At 64.6% G+C, this 19,873-nt stretch carries 18 protein-coding genes; 7 read left to right on the top strand and 11 right to left on the bottom strand.

Features of this window, described 5'->3' with window-relative positions; genetic code table 11:
* Positions 1–2,463 (bottom strand): DNA translocase FtsK, encoded by a 2,463-nt coding sequence (locus FJ419_RS28255; protein ID WP_181170832.1) that lies wholly within the window; start codon positions 2,461–2,463, stop codon positions 1–3.
* 228 nt (positions 2,464–2,691) lie between these two features.
* Positions 2,692–3,390, bottom strand: coding sequence for a TetR/AcrR family transcriptional regulator (locus FJ419_RS28260; protein WP_140545566.1), 699 nt, complete (start codon positions 3,388–3,390; stop codon positions 2,692–2,694).
* 132 nt (positions 3,391–3,522) lie between these two features.
* On the opposite strand from FJ419_RS28260, the gene FJ419_RS28265 reads away from it, so the two are divergent.
* Both FJ419_RS28265 and FJ419_RS28270 read left to right on the top strand, forming a co-directional pair.
* Positions 3,523–4,716 carry an HlyD family secretion protein gene (locus FJ419_RS28265; protein WP_140700542.1) on the top strand — a complete coding sequence of 398 codons (1,194 nt, stop codon included), beginning with the start codon at positions 3,523–3,525 and terminating at the stop codon, positions 4,714–4,716.
* Between the two features lie 147 nt (positions 4,717–4,863).
* Complete coding sequence (locus tag FJ419_RS28270; protein WP_246679417.1) at positions 4,864–6,447, top strand: DHA2 family efflux MFS transporter permease subunit; 1,584 nt, start codon at positions 4,864–4,866, stop codon at positions 6,445–6,447.
* 93 nt (positions 6,448–6,540) lie between these two features.
* On the opposite strand, the gene msrB is transcribed toward FJ419_RS28270, so the two are convergent.
* The 4 genes from msrB to FJ419_RS28290 form a co-directional block, all read right to left on the bottom strand.
* On the bottom strand, positions 6,541–7,044 hold the full coding sequence (gene msrB / locus FJ419_RS28275; RefSeq protein WP_140700544.1) for a peptide-methionine (R)-S-oxide reductase MsrB: 504 nt from the start codon (positions 7,042–7,044) through the stop codon (positions 6,541–6,543).
* Between the two features lie 229 nt (positions 7,045–7,273).
* Complete coding sequence (locus FJ419_RS28280; RefSeq protein ID WP_140700545.1) at positions 7,274–7,831, bottom strand: fasciclin domain-containing protein; 558 nt, start codon at positions 7,829–7,831, stop codon at positions 7,274–7,276.
* 204 nt (positions 7,832–8,035) lie between these two features.
* The gene (locus FJ419_RS28285; RefSeq protein ID WP_140700546.1) at positions 8,036–8,752 is read right to left on the bottom strand and encodes an anti-sigma factor; all 717 of its coding nucleotides are present in this window, start codon (positions 8,750–8,752) and stop codon (positions 8,036–8,038) included.
* Entirely contained in the window at positions 8,749–9,288 is a 540-nt protein-coding gene (locus FJ419_RS28290; RefSeq protein ID WP_140700547.1) for a sigma-70 family RNA polymerase sigma factor, read from the bottom strand. Before FJ419_RS28290 ends, FJ419_RS28285 begins: the two co-directional genes overlap by 4 nt.
* A gap of 203 nt (positions 9,289–9,491) precedes the next feature.
* Between FJ419_RS28290 and FJ419_RS28295 the strand changes: the two genes are divergently transcribed.
* The 3 genes from FJ419_RS28295 (at position 9,492) to argB (ending at position 12,211) form a co-directional block, all read left to right on the top strand.
* Positions 9,492–10,988, top strand: coding sequence for an amidase (locus FJ419_RS28295; protein WP_140700548.1), 1,497 nt, complete (start codon positions 9,492–9,494; stop codon positions 10,986–10,988).
* Positions 10,949–11,218 carry an RNA polymerase sigma factor region1.1 domain-containing protein gene (locus FJ419_RS28300; protein WP_140700549.1) on the top strand — a complete coding sequence of 90 codons (270 nt, stop codon included), beginning with the start codon at positions 10,949–10,951 and terminating at the stop codon, positions 11,216–11,218. The genes FJ419_RS28295 and FJ419_RS28300 overlap by 40 nt, the downstream gene beginning before the upstream one ends.
* Before the next feature lie 99 nt (positions 11,219–11,317).
* Positions 11,318–12,211: an acetylglutamate kinase gene (argB, locus tag FJ419_RS28305; protein ID WP_140546855.1), complete on the top strand. Its 894-nt coding sequence runs from the start codon at positions 11,318–11,320 to the stop codon at positions 12,209–12,211.
* Positions 12,212–12,254: 43 nt separating this feature from the next.
* Here the strand turns inward: argB and bchE are convergent, their stop codons facing one another.
* On the bottom strand, positions 12,255–13,823 hold the full coding sequence (gene bchE, locus FJ419_RS28310; RefSeq protein ID WP_140700550.1) for a magnesium-protoporphyrin IX monomethyl ester anaerobic oxidative cyclase: 1,569 nt from the start codon (positions 13,821–13,823) through the stop codon (positions 12,255–12,257).
* A gap of 102 nt (positions 13,824–13,925) precedes the next feature.
* Complete coding sequence (locus tag FJ419_RS28315) at positions 13,926–14,402, bottom strand: Lrp/AsnC family transcriptional regulator (RefSeq protein WP_140700551.1); 477 nt, start codon at positions 14,400–14,402, stop codon at positions 13,926–13,928.
* Between the two features lie 135 nt (positions 14,403–14,537).
* Here FJ419_RS28315 and phhA point away from each other — a divergent pair, with 135 nt between their 5' ends.
* Complete coding sequence (gene phhA / locus FJ419_RS28320) at positions 14,538–15,374, top strand: phenylalanine 4-monooxygenase (protein WP_140700552.1); 837 nt, start codon at positions 14,538–14,540, stop codon at positions 15,372–15,374.
* Positions 15,375–16,000: 626 nt separating this feature from the next.
* On the opposite strand, the gene FJ419_RS28325 is transcribed toward phhA, so the two are convergent.
* The 3 genes from FJ419_RS28325 to FJ419_RS28330 form a co-directional block, all read right to left on the bottom strand.
* Positions 16,001–17,440, bottom strand: a complete 1,440-nt coding sequence (locus FJ419_RS28325) for a GMC family oxidoreductase (RefSeq protein WP_140700553.1) — start codon at positions 17,438–17,440, stop codon at positions 16,001–16,003.
* Positions 17,437–17,595 carry a hypothetical protein gene (locus FJ419_RS30935; RefSeq protein WP_181170833.1) on the bottom strand — a complete coding sequence of 53 codons (159 nt, stop codon included), beginning with the start codon at positions 17,593–17,595 and terminating at the stop codon, positions 17,437–17,439. The genes FJ419_RS28325 and FJ419_RS30935 overlap by 4 nt, the downstream gene beginning before the upstream one ends.
* A 173-nt stretch (positions 17,596–17,768) precedes the next feature.
* Positions 17,769–18,530 carry a GGDEF domain-containing protein gene (locus tag FJ419_RS28330; protein ID WP_140700554.1) on the bottom strand — a complete coding sequence of 254 codons (762 nt, stop codon included), beginning with the start codon at positions 18,528–18,530 and terminating at the stop codon, positions 17,769–17,771.
* Positions 18,531–18,680: 150 nt separating this feature from the next.
* Between FJ419_RS28330 and FJ419_RS28335 the strand changes: the two genes are divergently transcribed.
* The gene (locus FJ419_RS28335; protein ID WP_140700555.1) at positions 18,681–19,388 is read left to right on the top strand and encodes a pyrimidine 5'-nucleotidase; all 708 of its coding nucleotides are present in this window, start codon (positions 18,681–18,683) and stop codon (positions 19,386–19,388) included.
* Positions 19,389–19,873: the final 485 nt, after the last annotated feature.

A 19,873-nucleotide genomic window follows, 5' to 3' on the forward strand; every position in this document is an offset into this window, starting at 1 on the left:
TCAATCCATCTCGTCGCGTTCCGGCTCGCGATCGCGCCGGCCGCTGAGGATCTCGCGCTTGCCGACATGGTTGGGGGCGCCGACTAGGCCTTCCTTCTCCATGCGCTCGACCAATGAGGCGGCGCGGTTGTAGCCGACGCCGAGGCGGCGCTGGATGTAGGAGGTCGAGCATTTCTTGTCGCGCTTGACCACCTTGACGGCTTCCTCATAGAGCGCGTCGCCATCCTCCTCGGCCATCGCGCTTTTGTCGAAGACCGGGCCGGCGTCGGCCGCTTCCTGTTCCTCTTCCTCGTCGGCGGTGACGGTGTCGAGATATTCGGGACGTCCCTGCGCTTTCAGATGCGCCACGACATGCTCGACCTCGACATCGGAAACGAAGGGGCCATGCACGCGCGAAATGCGCCCGCCGCCGGCCATGTGCAGCATGTCGCCCTGGCCGAGCAACTGCTCGGCGCCCTGCTCGCCGAGGATGGTGCGGCTGTCGATCTTCGACGTCACCTGGAAGGAGATGCGGGTGGGGAAATTGGCCTTGATCGTGCCGGTGATGACGTCGACGGACGGGCGTTGCGTCGCCATGATCAGATGGATGCCGGCGGCGCGCGCCATCTGCGCCAGCCGCTGGATGGCGCCTTCGATCTCCTTGCCGGCCACCATCATCAGGTCGGCCATCTCGTCGACGATGATGACGATGTAAGGCATGGGCGCGAGGTCGATCGCGCGCTCCTCGAACAGCGGCTCGCCCGTGCCCCTCTCAAAGCCGGCCTGCACCTGCATGGTCACGACCTCGCCCTTGTCGCGGGCGCCGGCCGCGCGCTGGTTGTAGCCGTCGATGTTGCGCACGCCGAGGCGCGCCATCTTGCGGTAGCGGTCCTCCATTTCGCGCACCGCCCATTTCAGCGCTGTGACGGCCTTCTTGGGATCGGTGACGACCGGCGTCAGAAGATGCGGTATGCCGTCATAGACGGAGAGCTCCAGCATCTTGGGGTCGACCATGATGAGACGGCATTCCTGCGGCTTCATCCTGAAGAGCAGCGACAGGATCATGGTGTTGATGGCGACGGACTTGCCGGAACCGGTGGTGCCCGCCACCAAGAGATGCGGCATCTTGGCGAGCTCGGCGATGACCGGTTCGCCGCCGATCGTCTTGCCGAGGCCGAGCGCCAGCTTGCAGGAGGTGTTGCGGAAGCCGGCCGAGCCGATCAGCTCGCGAAAATAGACCGTCTCGCGCGTCTCGTTGGGCAGTTCGATGCCGATGACATTGCGGCCCGGCACCACGGCGACACGCGCCGAGACGGCCGACATGGAGCGGGCGATATCGTCGGCGAGTCCGATGACGCGGCTGGATTTCACGCCCGGCGCCGGCTCGAACTCGTAGAGCGTGACGACCGGCCCCGGCCGGACATGGATGATCTCGCCCTTGACGCCGAAATCCTCCAGCACGCTTTCGAGCAGGTCGGCATTCTGCTCCATCCGCTCCTGCGACATGTAGAAGCCCTGGCCCTCGGGCGGCATCTGCAGAAGCTCTTCCGAAGGAAGCTCGTAGCCGGCGGACGCTGGCAGCGGCACGACTTCGCCGGCGATGGGCAGGGAAGGCGCCTGCCTGGCTTTCCTAGCGCTTACTGGGGCGGAGATCGGCATGGGCTTGGCAGGCGCCGGTTGGGCGGCCGCCGGAGCCGGCACGGGCGCCGAGATCGGACTTGCCTCAACCGCGTTGGAGCGCCATTCGATGACCCGGTAAAATGACGTCGCCTCGCCCAGGAAGGCGGCACGGGGCTGGACCGGTTGCGCGGCCGGACGCTGCGCCGGCACCGGCTGCATCAATGGCTGCGCCGGAACGGCAGGCGCCTGCGCGGCCTCAGTCAGACGCGCCCGCGCCAGGCGCTCGGCCAGGAAGGGCATGCCGAACTCGAAAAAGGCATGATCGGAAAGATAGGACCAGCGCAGTCCGCTCGGGCGCGGTCTTGGCGTCGCAGCAGCGGCAGCCTGGGTCGGCGCGGTCGGAGGGCTCGGGACGGCGGCTGGGGCAACAGTGGCTGGTGCGCGGACCAGCCTGGTTTGCATCGGCGCCGTGGCGGGAGCGGCGGAACTTTTCCGGACCGGAGCGGCTGGCGGCGGAGCCGGCGGCGCAGGCCGGACGGGCTCGGCCGCGGATGCCTTGCCCTGAGCGGCATCCTCCGGCGGGGCGGCCCGCCTGGCGAGGTCGGTGTCCGGCGTGCGCGTGAAACGCACATTGGGCGCAAGGAAGAAATAGTTCTGCCAGGCGGGGAGGCCGAAATCGTCGCCGGCCGATTCGGACGATGCGTTACGAGCGGCGCTCGATTCGGCCCCGGGCGGGACTCGCAGCGGCACGACCTGCCCTGCTTGCGGGACCGTGCCATGGCGCCCGGTTTCCCGCGGATTGCGATGTTCGTTGTCGCTGTCGTGGGCTGAGGCGCCGGGATGAGTGGCACGGGGGAAACGCATGGATGTCATTCTCGAGACTCGCCGATTGAACGTCTCCCGAGACATAGGAAGCGATGGTTAACAGGTCCTTCCGAAAGCGCCTGCCGGACGATGTCGACCGATATTTTGAGAGGGGTCTTCAGGCCGGTCTTCGCGGTCGAGGCAGACCGCGCCGATGGACTTCGCAAAGACGCCTCGCGACCCCTTCAGCTTCGCCCTTTGCGCTCCGGGATCCGCATGCCCGAACGGTCAGGCCGATTGCAGCGCCTTTTCCTCGGCGAGGAATTTTTCCGTGCCGTAGGCCTTGAGGAAGACATCGACACCGGAGGTCACGATGTGCTCGATCTCCGCCTGGCTCGGCGCCTTGGTGCGGTAGGAAAAGATGCACTGCCGGAACAGGCCGGCGAGACAGAGCTCGGTGAATTGATAGGCGGCAAGGTCGACATCGTCGATCTTGAGCAGGCCGCGCTCGACGGCTTCATTGAGGAAGGCCATGACCCTGTCATGGCCGCGCTTCGGGCCGCGCTCGTAAAACCGCGCGCCGAGCTCGGGTATCCTGTCGGACGCGCCGACCACCGTGCGCTGGGCCTGGATGACCTTGGCCGAGGTGATCTTGACGGAAAGCACGGTGCCAAATTTCACCAGCGTCTTGCGCAGGTCGTCGAAATGGTCGAGCACCTCATACATGTTCTTGAAGATGGTGCCGCGCTCTTCCTCGATCAGAGCCTCGAACAGCTCTTCCTTGTTCTCGAAATAGACGTAGATCGTGCCTTTGGAGACGCCGGCCTCGCGCGTGATGTCGTTCATCGAGGCCGCTTCAAAACCCTTATCTATAAAGACGCGGCGGGCGCCCTCGATGATCTGGGCCCGTTTTACGGGATCCTGCCCGGCCGCCGGGCGGCCCTTGCGTAAGTCGAGCAGATCGCTATCGGCTGTCGTGTCGACCATGGAAGTCGTTCCTTGAAAAATATTTCGAACCGCTCGGTTCGATTTCCTCTTGATATGGTCCTCTTTCCGCGCTATGTCAATCTCCAATTCGAACCGAACGGTTCAGTCTGACTGACATCCAGAGAGATCGCTATGTCCTCGAACGCGCCCGCCACCGCCGAAGTCCGCTCTTTTCCCAACGCCAAGGTCCAACCTTCGACCGAAGCGCCGGAAGTTCCTGTCCAGCCCGCCGCTCCCGTTGCGACGCCGGCGGCTGAAGCACCCGCCAAGAAGAAGCGCTCTGTCCGCTCTTTGCTGTTACCGATCATCGGGCTTGCCCTGCTCGGCGCCGGTTCCTGGTATGGGTATAACTATTGGACCGACGGACGGTTCATGATCTCCACCGACGACGCCTATGTCCAGGCCGATATGTCGTTCGTCTCGCCGAAAATATCCGGTTATATCGACAAGGTGCTGGTGAGCGAGAATCAGCGGGTGAAGGCCGGCGATCCGCTGTTCGTCATCGACAATGGCGACTACAAGATCGCCGTCGCCCAGGCCGAGGCGCAGATCGCCACCTTGAGCAAGACGCTCGACCGCATCGACGCCCAGACCAAGGCGGCCCAGGCCTCGCTGTCGCAGGCCCAGGCGCAGAAGGTCGCAGACCAGGCCGCCGCCGACAATGCGGCGCGCGCCCAGGTGCGTGCGGCGCAACTCGTCAAGACCCATGTCGGCACGCAGGCCCAGCTCGACGACGCCCAGACCGCGCTCGACCAGGCCAAGGCGGCGCTTGTCGGCGCCGATGCGCAGATCGCCGCGGCGCAAGCCAATATCGGCGTTCTGGAAGCCCAGCGCGCGGAGCAGGCCTCGACGCTCGCGTCGCTGCAGCTCACCCGCGACAAGGCCCAGCGCGACCTGTCCTTCACCGTGCTGAAGGCGCCCTATGACGGCGTCGTCGGCAATCGCTCGGTCGAGCAGGGCGATCTCGTCAGCCCCGGCCAGAAGCTCGCCGTCGTCGTGCCGATGGACAAGCTCTACATCGTCGGCAATTTCAAGGAGACGCAGCTCGGCCGGATGGTGCCTGGCGAGAAGGTCCGCATCACCGTCGACGCTATCGATGGCCAGACCTTCGAAGGCACGGTTTCCTCGCTGGCGCCGGCTTCGGGCGCGGTGTTCTCGCTGCTGCCGCCGGAAAACGCCACCGGCAACTTCACCAAGGTGGTGCAGCGCGTGCCCGTGCGCATCGACGTGCCGGCCGACGTGCTGAAGGCCGGCAAGCTGCGCGCCGGGCTGAGCGTCGTCGTCGCGGTCGACAGCCGCACCGCGCCGGCCTCGACGACCAACTGATTGGGGGGCGGCCCGGCGGCCGATCGAGCGCCGGGCCGTCCAGCCTGCCTTATCGTTTTCGACGCAATTCGGGACCGCCACGCGCTCGTCCGAGGAATTGCCCAGGGAGGCCATGACATGGCAACCGCAACCATCACCGCAGGATCAATGCCCGGACGTCCGGTCGCCGCCGCGCCGGCCCTGCCCGCCGACCATATGCCTGTGCGCCGCGTCGTCGCCTTCCTGGCGATGGTGTTCGGCATGTTCATGGCGATCCTGGACATCCAGATCGTCTCGGCCTCGCTCTCGGAAATCCAGGCGGGCCTGAGCGCCAGCTCCGACGAGATCCCGTGGGTGCAGACCGCCTACCTGATCGCCGAGGTGGTGATGATCCCGCTGTCCGGCTTCCTCAGCCGCATGCTGTCGACGCGCGTGCTGTTCACCACCGCGGCGGCCGGCTTCACCGCGGCCAGCGCGCTCGCCGCGACCGCCACCAATATCGACCAGATGATCGTCTACCGCGCCATCCAGGGCTTTATCGGCGGCGGCATGATCCCCAGCGTCTTCGCGGCCGCCTTCACCATCTTCCCGCCTTCCAAGCGCGCCGTTGTCTCGCCGATGATCGGCCTGGTAGCGACGCTGGCACCGACGATCGGCCCGACGGTGGGCGGCTATATCAGCCACGCCATGTCCTGGCACTGGCTGTTCCTGATCAATGTCGTGCCGGGCATCCTGGTGGCGACGGCCGCCTGGGCGCTGATCGACTTCGACAAGCCCAACCTGAAACTGTTCTCGAAGTTCGACTGGTGGGGCCTGATCGGCATGGCCGCTTTCCTCGGCTGCATGGAATATGTGCTGGAGGAAGGCCCGAACCACGACTGGCTGCAGGAGCCGGCGGTGTTCGCCTGCGCCATCATCATGACCATCGGCGGCGTCATCTTCTTCTGGCGCGTCTTCACCGCCGAGGAGCCGATCGTCGACCTCAGGGCCTTCAGCAACGTCAACTTCGCCTTCGGCTCGCTGTTCTCCTTCGTCGTCGGCATCGGCCTCTACGGGCTCACCTATCTCTATCCGGTGTTCCTGGGGCGTATCCGCGGCTACGATTCGATGATGATCGGCGAGGCGCTGTTCGTCAGCGGCCTGGCGATGTTCTTCACCGCGCCCGTTGCCGGCATCCTGTCGAACAAGATCGACCTCAGGCTGATGATGATGATCGGCTTCGTCGGCTTCGCCACCGGCACCTGGTGGATGACGCATCTTACCGCCGACTGGGATTTCTATGAGCTGTTGATCCCGCAGATCCTGCGCGGCTGCTCGATGATGTTGTGCATGGTGCCGATCAACAACATCGCGCTCGGCACGCTGCCGCCGGAACGGCTGAAGAATGCGTCGGGCCTGTTCAACCTGACCCGCAACCTCGGCGGCGCCGTTGGCCTCGCGGTGATCAACACGGTACTGATCGACCGCAACGCCTTCCACTATGCGCGGCTCTCCGAGCATGTGCAGTGGGGCAGCGAGACCGCGCAGACCAGGCTGCAGAACATGACGCAGAATTTCGAGCAGACCGCCGGTCTCGACGCCGCAAGCGCTGCGATCTCGAAGCTGTCCGGCATGGTGCACCAGCAGGCGGCGCTTTTGTCCTTCATGGACGTGTTCATGATGCTGACGGTGCTGTTCGCCTCGCTCGGATTTTTCGTGCTGTTCATCAACAAGCCGGCCCCGCAGGGCGGCGGTGGCGGCGGAGGCCATTGAGGAGCCGGAACCCCCGCCTGGCTTCCTCAACGCGTGACCCCGGAAATCGGCGACGATTTCCGGGGTCATTCTTTTCTGCAGGACTGGAATTGCTCAGGCTGAAGCCGGCTTGAAGCTTAGCGCCACGCCGTTGATGCAGTGGCGCAGACCGGTGGGCGGCGGGCCGTCGTCGAAGACATGACCGAGATGGCCGCCGCAGCGCCGGCAGTGGACCTCGGTGCGGGTCATGCCGAGAGAATTGTCCACGGTCTTGCCGATGGAATTGGCGATCTCCTGGTAGAAGCTCGGCCAGCCGGTGCCGGAATCGAATTTCGTCTCGGACGAATAGACCGGCAGGTCGCAGCCCGCGCAGGCGAAGATGCCCTTGCGATGCTCTTTGAGCAGCGGGCTGGTACCTGGATATTCGGTGCCTTGCTTGCGCAGCACGTCGAAGGCCTCGTCCGACAGAATGGCGTGCCATTCGGCATCGGTCTTGGTGATTTCGAACGTCTCGGCGGCGAGAGCGGGCTTCGGTCCGCCGGCACGCAGCATCGCTGCGGATCCGACGATGAGAGCGGTGCCGGCGGCCCCGCTCCAGAGAAAATCGCGACGGTTCATGGCCGTTCCTCCTGACGCATTTTGCCAAGATAGAGCCCGGGGAAATCAAAAGCCGGTGACGCCCCATCTCCTCGTTCGAGCAATTCCGGGCAGAACCCTCTTGGAACGCTCCGGACGCTGCTCCGCGCCGCCCTTGCGGGATGGCGCGGAGCACACTCTTGCCGGCGGCGCGGATATTGGATGATGCGGCCGGCGCTCAGCCATGTCTTCGCCGGCCAGGTCCGCTTTGTTACATCTTCGGCAAGAGAACCTTGTCGATGACGTGGATGACGCCGTTCGACTGGCGGACATCGGCGATGGTGACATGGGCGACATTGCCGTTCTCGTCGGTGACGGTGACCTTGCCCTTCTCCGCCTTCAGCGTCAGCTCGCAGCCGCCGACGGTCTTGACCTGGTGGGCGCCGCCATCGGCCTTGGCCATCTTGGCGACGTCGGCGGCCAGCGCCTTGGCGGCGACGACGTGGCAGGTCAGCACCTTGGTCAACTTGTCCTTGTTCTCGGGCTTGAGCAACGTGTCGACCGTGCCGGCGGGCAGCGCCGTAAAGGCCTCGTTGGTCGGCGCGAAGACGGTGAACGGGCCGGCGCCCTGCAGCGTGTCGACCAGGCCGGCGGCCTTGACGGCGGCGACCAGCGTGGTGTGGTCCTTTGAATTGACGGCGTTCTCGATGATGTTCTTCTTGGCATACATGGGCGCGCCGCCGACCATCGGATTGGCAGCGTAGGCAACGGCGCCGAGCGCCGAAAGGCCAAGTGTAGAGGCAAGCAAAAGGGTGGCGAGTTTACGCATGGTGTCAGTCTCCTCGGGTTGTTTTTCCCGTCCTTGGGAACGCGAGGAGATACGGGCCCGAAAAACGTTAGTTTCACAAAGGTCGAGCGATTTCTTATTCAGATGCTTTATTGCGTCCGCGTCACCGATAGCGACAGCGAATTTTCCTGCCTGGTAAAGGAGGATATAGACTTCAATGAGTCTTCGATAACCGGCTGACCAGGGTCAGATGCCCTTCAGGTCACCCGCGGCGACGACCGGACCGGTCGGCTGGCCGGTCGGCGAACCGCCAGGGGGCTCGAGGCTGACGGCGAGCACGGCGCCTTGCGCCAGCTTCTGCTGGACGGCGGGCGTCACCGCCATGCGCGCGGTCGGGCCGGCGGGGATGACACCCATCGAAACCGGCGCGTTCTTGCCCTCGATCATCCACAGCTCGAAATCCTTGCCGGCGCCTCGGTCGCCGGAGACCAGCGACAGGCCGACCTCATGGCGGGCGGCGTCATAGACGGCAAGATATTTGAGGTTGCTGTTGTCGGCGGCCAGAGAGGCGACCAGCCTGGTCTCGGGCGGCTGGACCGGCGGATTGACGTAAGGCAGGGCGACATAGACGGCCAAAGCGGCGATGGCCGCTGCGGCGAGGCCGCGCCAGAAGGCAAGGCTCGCCCACAGGCCGCCGCTGGGCGCCGTGGACGCGGACGACGCGAACAGGCGGCGGTCGATTGCCACTTTCACGGAAGCCGGCGGCTCGACCGCGGCATAGGCGGCGGCCATGGGCGCGAAATGGGCTTCCCAGGCATCGACCAGGCGGGCGAACGCCGTCTCAGCATCGATGCGACGGGAAGCGATCTGGCGCTCGTCGGCTGCCAGAACGCCGAGAACGTATTCGGCGGCGAGCAGATCGTCGCCTCCACGTTCCGGTCCGTTGTCCTCTGCAAGCGTCATCTTTCCAGGCATTCTCTCAGTTTCAGCAGGCTTCGCCGCAGCCAGGTCCGCATCGTGTTCAGCGGAACCTTGAAGCGCTCTGCCAGCTCGGCATAGCTTTCGCCGCCCAGATAGGCGCCCCGGACGGCCGCCGCCCGGTCCTGTTCCAGTTCGTCGAGGCAGTGGTAGATGCGTTCGGCCTCGCCGCCCGCCACAGCCATGGCCTCGGGTCCCGGCGCCGGATCGGCGACGTCGAGGGCCATATCGATGTTGGCGGAAGGACTGCGCCGCGACCGGATGCGATCGATCGCATGGTTGCGCGCAACGGCCACCAGCCAGGAAATCGGGCTCAGATCGGAAACCGCGAAACGGTCCGCCTTCATCCAGATTTTGACGAAGACCTCCTGCAGCGCTTCTTCCGCATCACCCCGGTCCCTCAAGACACGAAGGCAGACGCCGAAAAGTTTCCCGCTGGTCTGCTTGTAGAGCTGATCGAACGCCGCCCGGTCCTTCATCGAAGTCCGGACGATCAGCTTGCTGATATCCTGCGGCGCCATGCAGGCAAATTAGAAGATTGCGATTTAATTGCAACGGCGGCGGAAGCGTTGTCCACCAGCGGCCGCGGGCCGATCCTAGGCGTCTCGGCACTGTGTCGTTGCCAAAGCAAATCCCTGCCCCTTGCCCGACGCAATTCCAAACGGAAAACAGCTCACACTTTTCCTGGAATTGCTCTAGCCTCTCGAAAACCGGGGGGATGCGGATGTCGATCGAACGCGTGCTTTGGGAGCAGGATGCGACCGGCCTTGCCGAGCTCGTCCACAAAGGGGAAATCGCGCCGCAGGAGCTGGTCGACGCGGCGATCGCGCGCGCCGAAGCGACAAGGCTCGATATCAACGCGATTGCCACGCCGCTTTACGACGCCGCGCGGGCACGGGCCAAGACCGTCGACCGCATGCTGCCGCTGGCCGGCGTGCCCTTCGCGCTCAAGGATCTCGGCATCGGCATCAAGGGCGTGCCGATCCATGGCGGCAGCCGCATCCCGCCCTTCACCGCCGATTTCGACTCGGTGATGGTCGAGCGCTATTTGGCCGCCGGCTTGATCCCGATCGTCACCAGCACCTCCCCCGAGCATGGGCTCAGGTTGATGACGGAGTCGGCCCGCTTCGGCATCACCCGCAATCCCTGGAATACCGGGCATACGACCGGTGGCTCCTCCGGCGGCTCGGCGGCGCTCGTCGCCGCGGGCGTGGTGCCGGCGGCGCATGCTTCCGACGGCGGCGGCTCGATCCGCGTGCCTTCGGCCTGCAGCGGGCTGGTCGGCTTGAAGACCTCGCGCGGCCGCGTGCCGCTGACGCCCCTCGTCAGCGAAAGCTGGTACGGCATGGTCGTCGACCACGCCGTCAGCCGCTCGGTGCGCGATACCGCGCTGCTGCTCGACCTCACCCACGGCGCCGATCCGCTCTCGCCCTATGCGGCCCGCGCACCGAAAGGCTCGTTTGCCACGGCCGCGGCGCGCGACCCGGGCAAGCTCAGCCTCGCCGTCTACCGCAAGTCGCCGCTCGGCCTGCCGATCTCGGCCGAGACGCTCCAGGCGCTCGACACCGCGGTGGCGCTGGCGCGCGAAGGCGGCCACACGGTGGAGGAGATCGACCTGCCTTTCATCGGCCGCGATTTCATTTCCGATTTCTGCCGGAGTGTCGCCGCGGCCGTTGCCGGCACGATGCGGGCCGAGGCGCAGCGCGTCGGCCGCCCGGTGACCGGCGAGGTCGAGCGGGCGACCCGCGTGCTCACCCGTCTGGGTGAAATGTTGTCGGCCGGCGAGGTTTACGAGGGCGTGCAGCGGCTCAACGCCACGGCACGGCGGCTGATTGAAGAGACCGCGCGCTACGACGCCGTGCTGATGCCGCTGATCGCGCATCCGCCCTTGGCCTGCGGTTCGATGGACCCCAAGGGCGCCGACGAATTCATCGAGAACCTGCTCGACAAACTGCATCTCACCCGCCTGCTCAAGGTCAAGGCGGTGTTCGGCCAGCTGATGGACAAGAGCCTGTGGTTCACCCATTGGCCAGCGATCCAGAATGTCAGCGGGCAGCCCTCGATCGCGCTGCCGGTGCACGTCACGGCGAACGGCCTGCCGCTCGGCATCCAGGCCGCCGGCCGGCCCGGCGACGAGGAGACGCTGCTGTCCGTGGCCGCGCAGATGGAGAAGCTTTCGGGATGGCTGAAGCGGCGCGCGCCTCTCAAGGTGCCCCAATAGGCCAACGCCTTGAAAATTATCAGCGCCGCCCGATCTTTGCGCGGATGACCAATTTGCCAGACCAGATCAGAAGCGCGATCCTCGATTTGATCAACCGGTGCCGGGAGCGCGGGTCGGTCGCGCTCGACGAACTCAATCCCGTGCTTGCGCGTCATCCTGACCTGGATTCGGACGACATCGAGGGTGTCTTTGCGTTGATCGTCGAAAACGGCTTGCGGATCGAAGAATAGGCCGATCGGATCGCACATAATGTTGCTTGCCGAACCATTTGCTCCGCGCCGCAATTCCCGCTAAGAGGCCGCCATTCACGCTAGCTGGGATCGACACCGATGACGGACATCGCCGCCACCGCCGAAATGCAGGCCGCGCTGCTCTCTCGCGCGCTGCCTTATATGCAGCGCTACGAGAACAAGACCGTGGTGGTGAAATATGGCGGGCATGCCATGGGCGATACCGAGCTCGGCAAGGCGTTCGCCCGCGACATCGCGCTTCTGAAACAGTCCGGCGTCAACCCGATTGTCGTGCATGGCGGCGGGCCGCAGATCGGCGCGATGCTCACCAAGATGGGCATCGAATCCAAGTTCGAGGGCGGCCTGCGCGTCACCGACCAGAAGACGGTCGAGATCGTCGAGATGGTGCTGGCGGGCTCCATCAACAAGGAGATCGTGGCGCTGATCAACGCCGAGGGCGAGTGGGCGATCGGGCTCTGCGGCAAGGACGGCAACATGGTGTTCGCCGAAAAGGCGCGCAAGACCATGGTCGATCCGGATTCCAACATCGAGCGGGTCCTCGATCTCGGCTTCGTCGGCGAGCCGGTCGAGGTCGACCGCACACTGCTCGACCTTCTGGCGCGCTCGGAAATGATCCCGGTGCTGGCGCCGGTGGCGCCCGGCCGCGACGGCCACACCTACAACATCAACGCCGACACCTTTGCCGGTGCGATCGCCGGCGCCTGCCGCGCCTCGCGCCTGCTCTTCCTCACCGACGTGCCCGGCGTGCTCGACAAGAACAAGAAGCTGATCGACGAGCTGACGGTCGCCGAGGCCAGGACGCTGATCAAGGACGGCACGGTGTCGGGCGGCATGATCCCGAAGGTCGAGACCTGCATCGAGGCGATCGAGCGCGGCGTCGAGGGCGTCGTCATCCTCAACGGCAAGACGCCGCATTCGGTGCTGCTTGAGCTGTTCACCGAGCACGGCGCCGGCACGCTGATCGTTCCGTAAGGAAGGCAAGTTCAGCATTTCCATCGAACGGTGAACCGCCATGTCAGCCGGCTAACTTTCTTGCCGCCGGCGCGCCTCGATCTTCAATGATCGGCGCGACGGACTTGCGTGGCTGGCGCCCGACGATCATCGATTCCTCCTCGGCGTCCTGCGGCGCGCCCCAGAATTCGGCTAATGTCGGCCCATCCGTCACGCGGCCGTCGCGGACGAGAAACCCCCAGACCTCGCGGAACCAGACGCGGCGCCCCATCCTGGTGTACCAGCGCATCGAATGGCGCTGCTCGGGATCGGGGTGGAACAGGATGCGCGCCAGCGCCTTCGGCCGCGACTGCACCGCCACCTCGATCAGCTTGACGGCGAAGAACAGCATCCAGGGTTTCAGCCTGGTCATGTGCAGAACCTGGTGCTTGTAATCCCACAGGCGCACGTCCTTCTGGACCACCTTGCGGTCCTTGGCTATGCGGAAGAACGGCGTCCAGCGATGCGGCGTGACATAGAGCGCCTGGATCTGGTCCGGATCGTAGGCGATGAGCTGGCGGAAGCCGCGCCAGAGATCGCGTAAGGTCTCGTCCTCGAAGCCGGCAACCCAGGTCGCCATCGACAGGATGCCGTGCCGGCGGAGCAGCCGGATCGCCTCGCGGTCGGATTTTGTGCTGCCGCCCTTGCGGATCAGCGACAGCGTCGCCTCGTCGGTGTTCTCCATGCCGAGCAGCCAGCGGATGACGCCGGCCCTGCGGTAGAGGTGGAGGATATCGGCATCGCGCACGATATCGTCGGCGCGGGTTGAGCCGACGATCAGTACCGGCACGTCCTCGGCGATCATGGCTTCGAGAAAGGCGCGCCAGGCCTTTTTCGAGGAAGTCGGGTTCTCGTCGGCCAGATTGATCAGCTCGACGCCGTGCTCGCGGTGTAGCCAAGCGATCTCCCTGGCGAATTTGACCGGGTCGCGATGGCGCCAGCGGGTCCAGAAGCCGCGCTGGCCGCAATAGTTGCACAGATGCGGGCAGCCGCGCGAGAACTGCATGACCACGGCCCGCTTGCCGCCCCAATAGGAGTAGCGGCGATGATCGATCAGCTCCCAGCCGACGCGCCAGGCATCGAGGTCGGCTATGGTCATCGCCGGCTGCGTCGCGACAGGGCGGCCGAAATCGTCGCGATAGGCGATGCCGGCAACGCTTGCCACCGGCTGGCGCATCTCGATCGCCTCGACCAGCGCCGTCGCGGTCGCCTCGCCCTCGCCGCGCACGATGAAATCGAAGACGTCGGTCGCAGCGAGGATATCGCGCCAGTGATAGGTCGGGAAGACGCCGCCATAGATGACGATGACGTCCGGCGCGCGGGCCTTGATCATCTCGGCTATGCGCAAAGCGGTCGGATGCGCCGAGGTCGAGCCGGAATGGCCGATCAGCACGAAATCCGGATCGCCGCGCAGCGCCTCGTCTACTATCGCCGCAAGCGGCATCGGCCCGAATTCGGCATCCACCAGGCGCACCTGATGACCGGAATCGATCAGCGGCCCGCCGATCGCCAAAAGACCGAGCGGCGGCAGGTGGTCATCGGGCACACGGCTGCCGATGGCGGTGTGCGGCGGATTGATCAGCACGATGTTCAAGGCGGACCTCCATGTTGGTCCGCTTGTGCTAGTCGCCTATGTCGAAGCCGCCTTGGCGCGGTTCAGCAGTTTCCACGCAGCTTTTCGCCAGATTTGACCGGATCAGCGCAGCAGATGGCTGAGCGGCACGTGGCCGGGTCCCTTGATGTTCTGCAGCACCAGTTGCGTATGGACGTCTCGCACGCCGGGCAGACGCATCAGCCGGTGCATGACAAAGGCGTTCAAGTCGTCCACCGACGGCACCAAGACATGCAGCAGAAAATCGTAGTCGCCTGTCATCGTCCAGCAGGACGAGACCTCGTCCATGCGCTGCACGGCGGCGATGAAGCTTTCGGGCGAGCCGTCGCTGTGGCTGACCAGCCGCACCTGGATGAACACCTCGACGGTCAGGCCTACGGCGCGGCGGCTGAGCACCGCGGCGAAGCCCTTGATGATACCGGCTTCCTGCAAGGCCTCGAAGCGGCGCGCGCAAGGCGTGGTCGACAGGCCGATCTCTTGCGCCAGCTCCGAGACGGGCTTGCGGCCGTCGCGCTGCAGGATATCGAGCATCCTTATCTCGAAGTCGTCGAATTGAGGCATTTCTTCTCAGTCTCGCGTTGATCTGAGCGCTTTTACCTCCAAATCAGCTGGCGTGCCATAAACAAAGCTGATTTGCCTCAGCGGTCGCTTCTAAACTCCCCGTCACGATCCGCGGATCACGATCTTGAGGAGGATATGATGACGATCAGCGTTGCCGATTATGCCGCCGAATGCGCGGCGCAGGGCCTTCGCGGCGATTATTCGGTCTGCCGCAGCGATTTCACCGTGGCGCAGGGCCACGACTATTCGGCCGAGGAGCAGGCGGTGTGGCGCACGCTCTGCGACCGCCAGACGAAGCTGACGCGGAAGCTCGCGCACCGCTCATATCTCGACGGCGTCGCCGCGCTCGGGCTGCTCGACAGGATTCCGGATTTCGATGCCGTCAGCGAAAAGCTCGCCAGGCTGACGGGCTGGGAGATCGTGGCGGTGCCCGGCCTCATTCCGGCCGGCCCCTTCTTCGATCATCTCGCCAACCGGCGCTTCCCGGTCACCAACTGGCTGCGGACGGAAAAAGAGCTCGACTACATCGTCGAGCCGGACATGTTCCACGATTTCTTCGGCCATGTGCCGATCCTGACCCAGCCGGTGTTCGCCGATTTCATGCAGATGTATGGCCGGAAGGCGGAAGATCTGATCGAGCTCGGCGGCGACGAGATGATCACGAGGCTTTACTGGTACAGCGCCGAATACGGTCTCATCCAGGAAGCCGGCCAGCCGTTGAAAGCTTTCGGCGCCGGGCTGATGTCGTCCTTCACCGAGCTGCAATTCGCGGTCGAGAGCAAGGACGCCCACCATGTGCCGTTCGACCTCGAGACGGTGATGCGCACCGGCTATGAGATCGACAAGTTCCAGCGCGCCTATTTCGTGCTGCCGTCCTTCGATGCGCTGCGCGACGCTTTCGCCAATCGCGACCTCGCCGGCATCGTGGCGCGGTTCAAGGACCAGCCGGCGCTCGACCCGGCGACGGTCTGAGTGTTGTTGACGCAATTCCGGACGGAGGCTACGGCGAAGTCGCCGAGCCCCAACCGCAACGCACTTTTCCTGGAATTGCTCTGAGGTCGGTTCTCGCCCAACCGACATTCAGGGCGGTTCAGCCGCCGACAGGCGGCCGGGCCGCTTTGACCTTTTTTGCAATTAGTTCCCCAGCACAGGGATTTTGACCGGTTGGCCAAGTTTGCGTTGGCAGATGCCATGCCTTGGCGGTTAGCCGAAACGCCCACCCAGTCGTCATCCACGGGCGGAGCAAGGAGCGAAGCGACGCGCGCAGACCATAGAATCCATTCCGTGTCGCATGAGCGCTGCCGCGGTGCAGAATTCTGCTCAGCTGCACTCTTTGATCAGAGCCACGGAATGGATTCCAGGGTCTCCGCGACGCCGCGTCGCGGCTGCTCCGTCCTGGAATGACGAGGTTGGAAGGCTTCCGCCAATCGCCAGCGTCTGCGCTGATTCGGTGAAAAATCGTGCCCATCGACAAACGGCAATTTTTCAAAATCCTGCGCTGACTTCTGGCTATGCCTTGTCCGGCTCGGCCTTGATCCTGGCCAACTGCTCGCCCTGCAGGCGTGTGCCGCATTAATGAATGCGCAGCACGGTCGAGATCAGACGACGATCACCTTGCCGAGATGTTCGCCGAGGCGGCAGGCGAGCGCGGTGATGGTCGTCGTCGGGTTGCACTGGCCCGACGTGCAGAACACCGAGGAGCCGCCGACATAGAGATTGTCCATGCCGTGCACCTTGCAATTGGCGTCGACGACGCTCTTCAAGATGTCGGTGCCCATGCGGGTGCCGCCCATATGGTGGTGGCCGGCCGTTTCCTCATTGGTCGGGTAATCGCCGCCATTGCCGATCCAGTCGTCGATGCGGACGCGGCCGAGATTCTTCTGCGCCATGGTCGTGCCGAAAAGCCTGAGGCCTTCGAGCAGCGTGCGGCGCTCGAGCGGCGACTTCTTCCAGTGCAATTCGATGCGCGGCACGCCGGCGTGGTCGACGTCGGCCTTCGACAGCGCGATCTGGTTGGAGGCAAGCGGCGCCTGCTCCCAGGCGACGTAAAGCTGGGCGGCGCAGTGCAGCCTCTGGTCCAGCTGGGAAGACATCCATTCCGCCATGTCGGGCGCCGTGCAGGCGAGATCGGCGATCAATTTCTTGACATTGGGATAGGGCGACTCGATCAGGCGGATACCGAAATTCATGATCTGCAGCCGCTCCATCGCGGCAAGCGTCGGCGAGAAGAAGGCTTCGCTCGAGGCGTCGACCTCGAACTCCGAATAATTGGCGAGGATGGCATTGCCACCCTGGAACGTCGGATGCTCCATCCAGTAGCGGCCGAGCGCCGCCGCGTTCGGCACCGCGCCGCCATTCGAGCGCTCATTCGACCACAACAGCAGCCGCGAGTTCTCCAGCCCGCCGGTGCAGGTGACGAAATAGTCCGCCGCGAAGGTGCCGGCATACTGGCCGTTCGACCAGAGCTTCGCGCCGGTGACGCGCTTGCCGTCGCCGGTGAGCTCGGTCGCATAGGTGTTGAGCACGACGGCGATGTTCCTGCTCTTGTCGAGCTCGTCGGCGAACTTCTCGCCGAAGCGAACCGCCGGGCTCTTGATCAATTGAACCCAGCGGATGTCGTCCGAAACCGGGACGTCCGGACGGAAGGCCGGCAGCTCGAGGATGTCGTGGACTTCGCCAAGATAGGGCTCGATGTCGGCGCGACCGATCGGCCAGCCGGTGTCCGGCGCCCAGGCCTTGGGCTCGAAGTCTTGGCTGTCGAGCACGCGGCACCAGCCGGCCCAGTGGTTGGACGAGCCGCCCATGAAGCGCAGCCTGGTGATGTCGAGGTCGAAATAGAAATCGCCGACCGTCTTGCCGCGGTAGAAATCCTGCGACTCGTCGCTGAACTCGCGAGAACCCGCTTCGAGGACGACGACCGGGATGCCGGCTGAGCCGAGCTTCCTGGCGATCGTCGTGCCGGCCGGGCCGGAGCCAAGAATGCAGGCCTTGGGTCTGAAGCCGGCCTGCTTGTAGGCCTCGTAGCTGTCGAAGATCATGCGAGGTCGCTTCGCCGCAGGATCCAGCCATTGATCTCGACAATGTCGTTGGCATCGGCCACGGGTTGCTGGCTGCGGAACAGCGACAGGGCGGGCAGCGCGAGCAGCGCCTGCACGATCGCGCGGCGCGACATTTTTCTCATGAACCTGCTCATGACACGCCTCTCGACAGGGGCCTCGATCCACGCATGCCGTTCCTCAACGGCACATATGCCGCGTTGGAGGCCAATTCCGTGCCAGACCCGGGTGAAAACGGCGTTACGCCAGGAAGTCTAGCGCGGTTGAATATGGACATGGTTAGGGCATTCCTAACGCCTGCGGCGAGGCTTCATGCCGCCTCGGGCAGTTCGCGGTCGAGGATCGAAAGATTGCGGCCGCGGTTCTTTGCCGCGTAAAGCCTGCGGTCGGCGGCGCGCATCAAATCCGAAACCGTCGCGCTCTCGCCGCAGCAGACGCCGCCGATCGAGACCGTGAGCGGCACGGTCCGCTCGTCGACCGGGCGGAAACGGATCAGCTCGACCTCGCGGCGGATGCGTTCGGCGATATGCTTGGCTTCCGGTTCGCTGGCGCCAACCAGGAAAGCCGCGAATTCCTCGCCGCCTATGCGGCCGAGCACGTCGCCGCTGCGAATGCCGCGTTCGATGGCGCCGGCAATCAAAAGCAGCGCTTCGTCTCCGGTCAGATGACCGTAGCTGTCATTGATCCTCTTGAAGTGATCGGCGTCGATGATGAGCAGCGCGCCGCGATCGCTCTTGCGCCGCGAACCGTCGAGCGCGGCGAAAAAGGTCTCGCGGTTGAGCATGCCGGTCATGTCGTCGCGGCTTGCCTTTTCCGACAGGCGCCTGTGCGCCGCCGCGAGCTGCGCATGAGCCCGGGCAAGCTCGCGATGGGCATTCTTCAGCCGGCCGCTCTGCCAGAAGCTGCTGGCGCTGGCGGCCCAGGCGAGCACGAGCGGGCAAACCGTCGAGGCCAGCCAGACGGTGCGGCTCATAGCAAAGCCCATTGCCGGAACCACAATCAGCGTCAACAACAGCGAGACGGCGACCGAAGCGAACGCCACTGCAGCGGCCCTCAGAAATATGCGACTCATCACTTGCTCCCAACGGAAAGCTTCTGTGCCAGCAAGCGTTAAAGGCGACCTTTCCGGGACTTTTAAAATTTGAAGTGACACGCCATTTTCGCGATTCGTGACGCGTATAAGTTGTGGATAAACTCCTGGCCGGCATGCCATAAGAAATCCATGACAACGACACCCGATCCCGCCCGCTTTGCCCATGTCACGGACTGGGTGTTCGACCTCGACAACACGCTCTATCCGCATCACTCGAACCTGTTCGCGCAGATCGACGTGAAGATGACCGCCTATGTCGGCGAGCTGCTGACGCTTTCGCGCGACGACGCGCGCAAGCTGCAGAAGGAGCTCTACCTGGAATACGGCACGACGCTGAACGGGCTGATGAAGCGGCACGGCATCGATCCCGACAATTTTCTCGAGAAGGTGCACGACATCGACTATTCGCGGCTGGTGCCGGATCCGGTGCTGGGCGCGGCGATCCGCCAGCTTCCCGGGCGCAAGTTCATCTTCACCAATGGCGATCGCAGGCACGCCGAGCGCACCGCGCGCCAGCTCGGCATACTGGAACATTTCGACGCCATCTTCGACATCGTCGCGGCGGGGCTGAACCCCAAGCCGGAGCGCCAGACCTATGAGCGCTTTGCCGAACTGCACTCGGTGACCGGGCACAATGCGGTGATGTTCGAGGATCTGGCGCGCAATCTGGCCGTGCCGAAAACGCTCGGCATGACGACGGTGCTGGTGGTGCCGCGCAATTTCGAGCCGACCTTCTCGGAGATCTGGGAACGCGATCCGGCAAACGAGGACGACGTCGATTTCGTCACCGACGACCTCGCGAGTTTCCTGACCGCGATCGTCGACGTCGTGGCCTGAACGGTGTTTGCGTGTCAGGTGGCATGCGTTGGAGATTGGCCGAAACGGTCTGGCCTCGTCATCCACGGGCGGAGCAAGGAGCGTAGCGACGCGCGCAGACCCGAGGATCCATTCCGTGACGCATGAGCGTTGCCGCGGTGCAGAATTCTGGTCCGCTGCATTCCACGCCCCCGGGTCACGGAATGGATTCCAGGGTCTTCGCGACGGGCTTCGCTCCTGCTCCGCCCTGGAATGACGAGGCTGGGAGGCTTCAGCCAATCGCCAGCGTTTGCGCTGATTTCGCGGACAAGACAGGCGATGATCTCGCCCTGTCGCCGGGCCTGCTGTCACAGGAATTTTGACCGGTCGGCTCTGTTTGCGTTGCCAGGTGGCATGCGTTGGAGACTGGCCGAAACGCCCATCGCGATCGTCATTCCAGAGCGGAGCAGGAGCGAAGCTCCGTCGCGAAGACCTGGAATCCATGCCGTTACCTTCGCCAAGGCGTG

Origin of the sequence: Mesorhizobium sp. B2-6-2, assembly GCF_006440615.1 — a bacterium.
Classification (GTDB): Bacteria; Pseudomonadota; Alphaproteobacteria; order Rhizobiales; family Rhizobiaceae; genus Mesorhizobium.